This window comes from Psychrobacter sp. CAL346-MNA-CIBAN-0220 (assembly GCF_040309805.1).
Lineage (GTDB): Bacteria > Pseudomonadota > Gammaproteobacteria > Pseudomonadales > Moraxellaceae > Psychrobacter.
In genome coordinates, this window is sequence record NZ_JBEOPF010000012.1 from 1 (window position 1) to 5,778 (window position 5,778).

General features: G+C 39.6%; 5 protein-coding genes and 1 pseudogene. 3 read left to right on the top strand and 3 right to left on the bottom strand.

Translation table 11 applies throughout. The annotated features are described in order from the left end of the window. Window positions 1-396, top strand: a 396-nt coding sequence (locus tag AAEY88_RS12385; protein ID WP_350562861.1) for a helix-turn-helix transcriptional regulator, incomplete at its 5' end; no start/stop codon positions are given. 96 nt (window positions 397-492) lie between these two features. Then, entirely contained in the window at window positions 493-1,389 is an 897-nt protein-coding gene (locus AAEY88_RS12390; protein ID WP_350562863.1) for a DMT family transporter, read from the top strand. 53 nt (window positions 1,390-1,442) lie between these two features. On the opposite strand, the gene repM is transcribed toward AAEY88_RS12390, so the two are convergent. The 3 genes from repM to AAEY88_RS12405 all read right to left on the bottom strand — a co-directional run bounded on the left by repM (window position 1,443) and on the right by AAEY88_RS12405 (window position 5,089). Then, the gene (gene repM / locus AAEY88_RS12395) at window positions 1,443-2,390 is read right to left on the bottom strand and encodes a replication initiation protein RepM (RefSeq protein WP_181716629.1); all 948 of its coding nucleotides are present in this window, start codon (window positions 2,388-2,390) and stop codon (window positions 1,443-1,445) included. A gap of 306 nt (window positions 2,391-2,696) precedes the next feature. Next, window positions 2,697-3,521, bottom strand: a complete 825-nt coding sequence (locus AAEY88_RS12400) for a hypothetical protein (RefSeq protein WP_350562866.1) — start codon at window positions 3,519-3,521, stop codon at window positions 2,697-2,699. 2 nt (window positions 3,522-3,523) lie between these two features. Next, window positions 3,524-5,089, bottom strand: coding sequence for a MobA/MobL family protein (locus tag AAEY88_RS12405; RefSeq protein ID WP_350562868.1), 1,566 nt, complete (start codon window positions 5,087-5,089; stop codon window positions 3,524-3,526). Between the two features lie 252 nt (window positions 5,090-5,341). Between AAEY88_RS12405 and AAEY88_RS12410 the strand changes: the two are divergent. Beyond that, a pseudogene (locus tag AAEY88_RS12410) lies at window positions 5,342-5,778 on the top strand (AraC family transcriptional regulator); the annotation flags it as partial.

Here is a 5,778-nt window from a genome sequence, read left to right on the forward strand (position 1 = left end):
ATGTTTGAGTTATTAAAAGAGCTTCTTGGAACCATTAAAATGAGTAAGCGACTGGATACTCGTTTAACTGCGGTCGTTTATACTTTGAAAACGAATATTGCCACCAACCATACGGTAAAATCACTAGCTGAGATCGCCTGTCTCAGTGAAAGTCAGTTTAAAGTCTTGTTTAAGGAACATCTTGGTTGTACGCCTAATGCTTATATTACCGACCTTCGTATGCAAGCTGCTCTTGGTCTCATCCTAAATACCGATACACCTATTACGATTGTGGCTGAGAGGTGCGGTTACGATAACGTGTCTGCATTTATACGTCGTTTCTCTACTGTCTATCATCAGACTCCATATAGACTTCGCTGTCACAATCAGAATATGAAGCACCCAACAATCAGCTAATCAGCACATATTTCAATCTATTCCGACAAACCTTTGAGCATCAATTTCATTACCATAGCCACATGATATAAATGTACGCTAGGTAAGGAAGTGCAATTGGATATTCACACTCGGTCGAAGCAGAATATTGTAAATATTGCTGCACCTATAGGCTTTTTGGCAATATGGAGTGGCGGTGCCATCTTTGCAAAAGTTGGTTTGCAATATACAGACTCTTGGAGCTTTTTATTTTTAAGATCAGCAATCGCTTTGTCACTGCTACTAGCCATATATCTAAAATCTACTCATAAAAAAATAGACATTACTGAGCTTAAGAAGGATCAGGTCAAGGGTATTATATTTTCAGGTCTATTGCTGCAAGTATTCTATTTAACCTTTTATTTCTCAGCTATCAATACGGGGCTATCCCTTGGCATCATTATACTTGTGCTTGGTATACAGCCGATTATAACGTCACTATTAAGTGGAAACACGGTTAGCGTTAAAAATGTCATACTATTAGCGATTTGTTTTTCAGGCTTGGTATTGTCTACATTAGGCTATCATAGCGTCGATAAAATCAATGTATCAGGTATCGTACTTTCTGTACTGGCGTTGCTATCCATCACGTTTGGTACTATCGCTCAAGCTAAGGTTAAAACGCCGCCTATTTTAACCTTATTGATCCAGACTATTTTTTCATTCTTGATATTCTCGGCTGTGATTGTTTATCAAGGATTGTCTTTTGAGGTCAATGCTTACTCTTTGCTGTCATTGGTATGGATGGGTGCAGTCGTTTCTGTAGGTGCTTATTTGCTATTAATGCTTATGCTCAAATATAGCTCCGCAGATAAAGTAAGCACGTTATTCTTTTTATTGCCTTTACTGACAATGATCTTGGAGAGTCTGATTTTTGACACTACTTTGAGTACATTAACTATTTTTGGTGTCCTATTAGTCTGTGCAAGTTTGTTCATTTATCAGACTCAAAAATCTACTAAAAGTAGCCAATAACACATTTAGAGAGTTATATATATAAAATAAGCTGGTAACAAATCTTTGAGATCCTAGTAGTCAAGATAGTCTTTGATTGGGCGCTTGTTAAACTGAGAAGCGTCTTTTTTAAGACGATTAATCATCTCAAAATCCCATCCCTGTTGCGACTGCCCAGCTGCGCTAGTCGGGGTTACTAAATGATTGTATTCTGCCATAAAAGCAGGGTTGCGAACGATACGTCCTAGCTGTTTATCATTTAGCCCTTCAATGGTGAACATATCTGCTGTATGACTATCTCTAACGCTTTCTTGCTTTGTATTTTTCGGTTTTTCTTTAGTTAATACTTTGAATTTAAAACCAGCTATGCTCCGACCTTTTTTAACTTGCTCATAACTGATTTTAATATCTGATTTTTCGTTGATTTCATCAATAGCTACTAGCAGTACGCGCTTTTTAAAATCGTTCATAGCTTTATATTCTTCGATACCAACACCCAATTGATCTCTAAACTTATCAAGCGCAAACATTGGAGTCTGCTTGGCAGCTTTCCACTGTACTAACAATTCATAAAGCCTAACGGAGTAAATACTGTCCATACTGGCGGTTTGCTCAAGCAGGTATGAAGTAAAAAAATCTTCTGCACCATCAATGCGGCTAATGCCATTGACTACGGCAAGGGTAAAAACTAATTCGATTGCGCCCTCGTCATCAAGATATCGGACTTGTTGTATCCAACGAGATTTAACAATTTTTCCGTTATCGTCAATATAGCTAAAACGCCTATTAAATAACGTTTCCTCAGCTTCTTTCATACGCTTATAGCCATTCTGCCGAGTGGTTTCAAACATCTCAGCATAGCGTAAAGCATCAATGCGTAATGGCTTGTCGGTGCTTAGCCCTGTATTGGTTTCTCTAGCATCTACAATTGCCAATTGAACAATACGTATTTCAGGCAAAGATAAATTCTGTAATGCTGAATTAAGCTGATTTGTTTTAACGACTAAATTACCTTTACTCACGAGATTACTTCCCTGTTATTATTAAGTGACACAATAACATTAAGTCCCTTACGGGACAACTATATATTAGTCCCGTAAGGGTAACTAAACGTCCCTTAATGGGTAACTAAACGTCCCTTAATGGGTAACTAAACGTCCCTTAATGGGTAACTAAACGTCCCTTAATGGTCGATGTAAGCCAGTAAGGGCAAGGGCTGTGGAGTGCTTAAAAGCATTTAAAAGCATTAAAAGCATTAAAAGCATTATTGGTTGTTGATAACTAAAAAATAAAAAGCTGTTTTCTACTACTAGGAATTAGGTTTATAGTTACTTAAATTTGCACCAATTTGAATTACTGAACAATTTAGATTTAAAATCATCTCTACAGTTGGTTTTATCTACTTCTGCATAGTAGCCATCATCAGCTTGAATCACTTTATTAAATAATTGAGCATCATCAAGAGCATTGTATTCAGCTTTCCTTTGAATAATTTCATCTTTGCTAGGAACAAACAACCAAGCTGAACCAAACGTTAGCAGCATGATTGAAAGACAGACGCCACCAAGCATAGCAGTTACCTTCCAGCTAAGATGTTTTACTAAGTGATAGCTAAAATCACTGCCAACATCATCAAGCTTGTCTTTGGTATCTTTTGCAACCTTAGTTAGTGTTTTGTCTACACTCTCTTGTAGCTTCTTACTTTGCTTATCGTAGGTATCTTCATAAAACTTAAAATAACCCTGTCTGCGCTCAAATTCAGTTTTTGAGTTAGCAGCAGCCGTCTCAAGATCCTCAAATTGCTTTTCAATCTTAGTGGCAACCGTTGAGAGCTTTTGAGTTGCTGTGTCTATATGGATGGTAAAGCCTTGATCTATTAGCGCATGATAGCCTTTTTGGTTTTTTTGGAAGGCTGCATTTATATTGTTTTTGAGTACCTGACTGGTGTTATCTATGATTAGTTGTTCTTTGTCTTGGTATGTTTTTAATAGCTCAGTTAGCTTCTTAACCTGTGCGGATAGTTGCTGTGCATATTCTTCATTGGCTTGTGCTTGTGCCTTATTGTCTGCTAGTAGCTCTTGATCTTGTTCAATAAGCGCGTGAAGGAGAAGCACCAATTCTTCTATTTGCATCGACTGGGCGTTGTCGGTCATATCTAAAATCCTAGTGTCATGCCACGACTGCGATTGATATCATAGCTATGGTCATTAATGGCTGCTGAGACGCTCTGTAGGCGCTCCTGCTGCGTTTGAGAGAGGTTTTGCTTATGCTCAGGTACGATAGCATCAAAAGTGCCCTTTAATGCCGCTGTATACTCTTTTTGCGTCACGCTGTGTCGTGTGCTTTTGCTACTATCTAATGCGGATTGCGATTGCACGATAAGGGTGTTGCCTAAACGCTCGTATTGAATCTCTGCAAGCTCTCGTTGGTGCTTTGTGGTACTAGGTTCGCGTTGATAGCTTTTAAGGTCTCTCATAAGGGTATCTGCGGCTACAATAGCCACAAGATGCTGTCCAAACTCGCTGTCTGGGTCTATTTTCTTCAAGTGTGGCTTATCAAATTTAATGAGTTGCTGTGCTAGTCGCTTGAAGTGCTGATTAAATTGCCGTGTTTCCATAGCAATCCTTTCGCGTGTTTGCTCTCTGCGCTGCTCACGCTCTAGCTTCTCTTGGTCTGCCTGTTCTTGCTTTTTTTGTGCAATAGCAGCTATTTGCTGTTGTCTTAGGCGTTCTTGCTCGGCTTGGTGTGCTTTCTCGCGGTTAAGTCGTATTGTTTTAAGCTTATTTACTGCATCGTTGGTGCTGTCTATACTCTCCTTAGTGACTTTTCTTTGCTTAAAGTCAGGTTTAGGGGCAGTTGGGACGATGAATAGCTTGCTTTCGCTTAGGTCTGCAATGGTTCGATCCGCTTTAGTATTGATTTTTTGGTTGTCGTCTAGGTGTTTGTTCCAAACCAACTCGTTAGACCGGATAATCTCACGGTTAAACAGCCCTTTCTCGGTCGGTATTCCTTTACGCTCCATGTGTGTCGCGTCTTTGCCCATCTTGAGTTGTGGCACTAGGTCGATACCTTGTGACTTATAACTACGGCTGTCGATTAAATGATGCCCTTTTGCTTCCAGCACTTTATTGGCAGTAAGCTCCCACAGCTCGCGCACAGCTTTAACCTCCACGCTCATGCGTGGTAAGCCTTTCTTTCTGCGGTCATCGTCTGATATTTCGCTATCAGCTTTATCTTTGGTTAAGACAATTTTGCCGTCATCGTCAATGGTGGCTGTGCGCGTGGTCAATAAAATATGGGCATGAAAATTAAGAGGGCTTGCACCGCGCTCGATTTCTTTATCGGTTGGCACATGGATCGCACAATCTGCGATTACTTGGTATCTATCGGCTAAGGTTCTGGCGAAATCATGGGCTAAGTCCTTACGATCCTGTTCACTCAATTCATGGGGTAAGGCAATCAGCCATTCACGAGCCACGCGACTATTTTTTCTGGTCTCGTTGCGCTCCGCCATGTTCCATAATTCGGCTCTGCCAATCTCGCTATTAGCTAAGGCAGACGGCAGAATAATATCGGCGCTTAGTACGCCACTGCGTTTTTGATAGTCGTGCGTTTTTCCATGTTCTTTATCTTCATCAAGCAATTTGTCACCGGCACGATAAGCAGCAGCAGCAATCGCACTTTGTCCTTTTGCTCTCGATACCGATTTGGTGCTTGCCATGAATATCGCCATAACGACTGCCTATTTGGAGCTTGGTTTTTTGGGGTTTGGGGTGTCCCCAACGTGTTTTGAGAATTGGGAAATATGAACCGTTAGGTGAATATATCACAGTTCTCGAAAACGCGCTCTTAGTCAGAGAGACACAACCATTACACGTTGTAAAATAATACTTTATTAATTGGGGGCTGTTTTTCTTGCTACACTCTCTTGATAATCTATCAACTATAAATATTCTAGCAGTAAGTACAACTCATGAGAAATATTGAACTAATAAATAATCTATTTATCAGAACGTATGACAGTCAACTGAATGGACATACTCATGATTACTATCAAGTTCTTATGCCATTAATGGGTGACATTAGCATGATAATTGGTGATCGAACTATCAAAGTTTCTTATGGGGAAGCATTAGTCATCAAGAAAGGTATTTATCATCAATTTCAGGCAAGAGAAGACTTTCGATTTTTAGTAGCAAATATAGAAAACATAGATTTTTTACAACTGTCACTAGACGAGATTCATTTTGCAATGGACGAAAAAACGTTGTTGTATATCTCTTTCATTGAAAAGCAATTGATCTCTGCTCACAACCAAAAGATAGAAGGGATGATGTTTGAGTTATTAAAAGAGCTTCTTGGAACCATTAAAATGAGTAAGCGACTGGATACTCGTTTAACTGCGGTCGT

Coding starts and splice junctions, on each gene's coding strand:
- AAEY88_RS12400 (WP_350562866.1), bottom strand. CDS start 3,521: ATGACCGACAACGCCCAGTCGATGCAAATAGAAGAATTGGTGCTTCTC.
- AAEY88_RS12405 (WP_350562868.1), bottom strand. CDS start 5,089: ATGGCAAGCACCAAATCGGTATCGAGAGCAAAAGGACAAAGTGCGATT.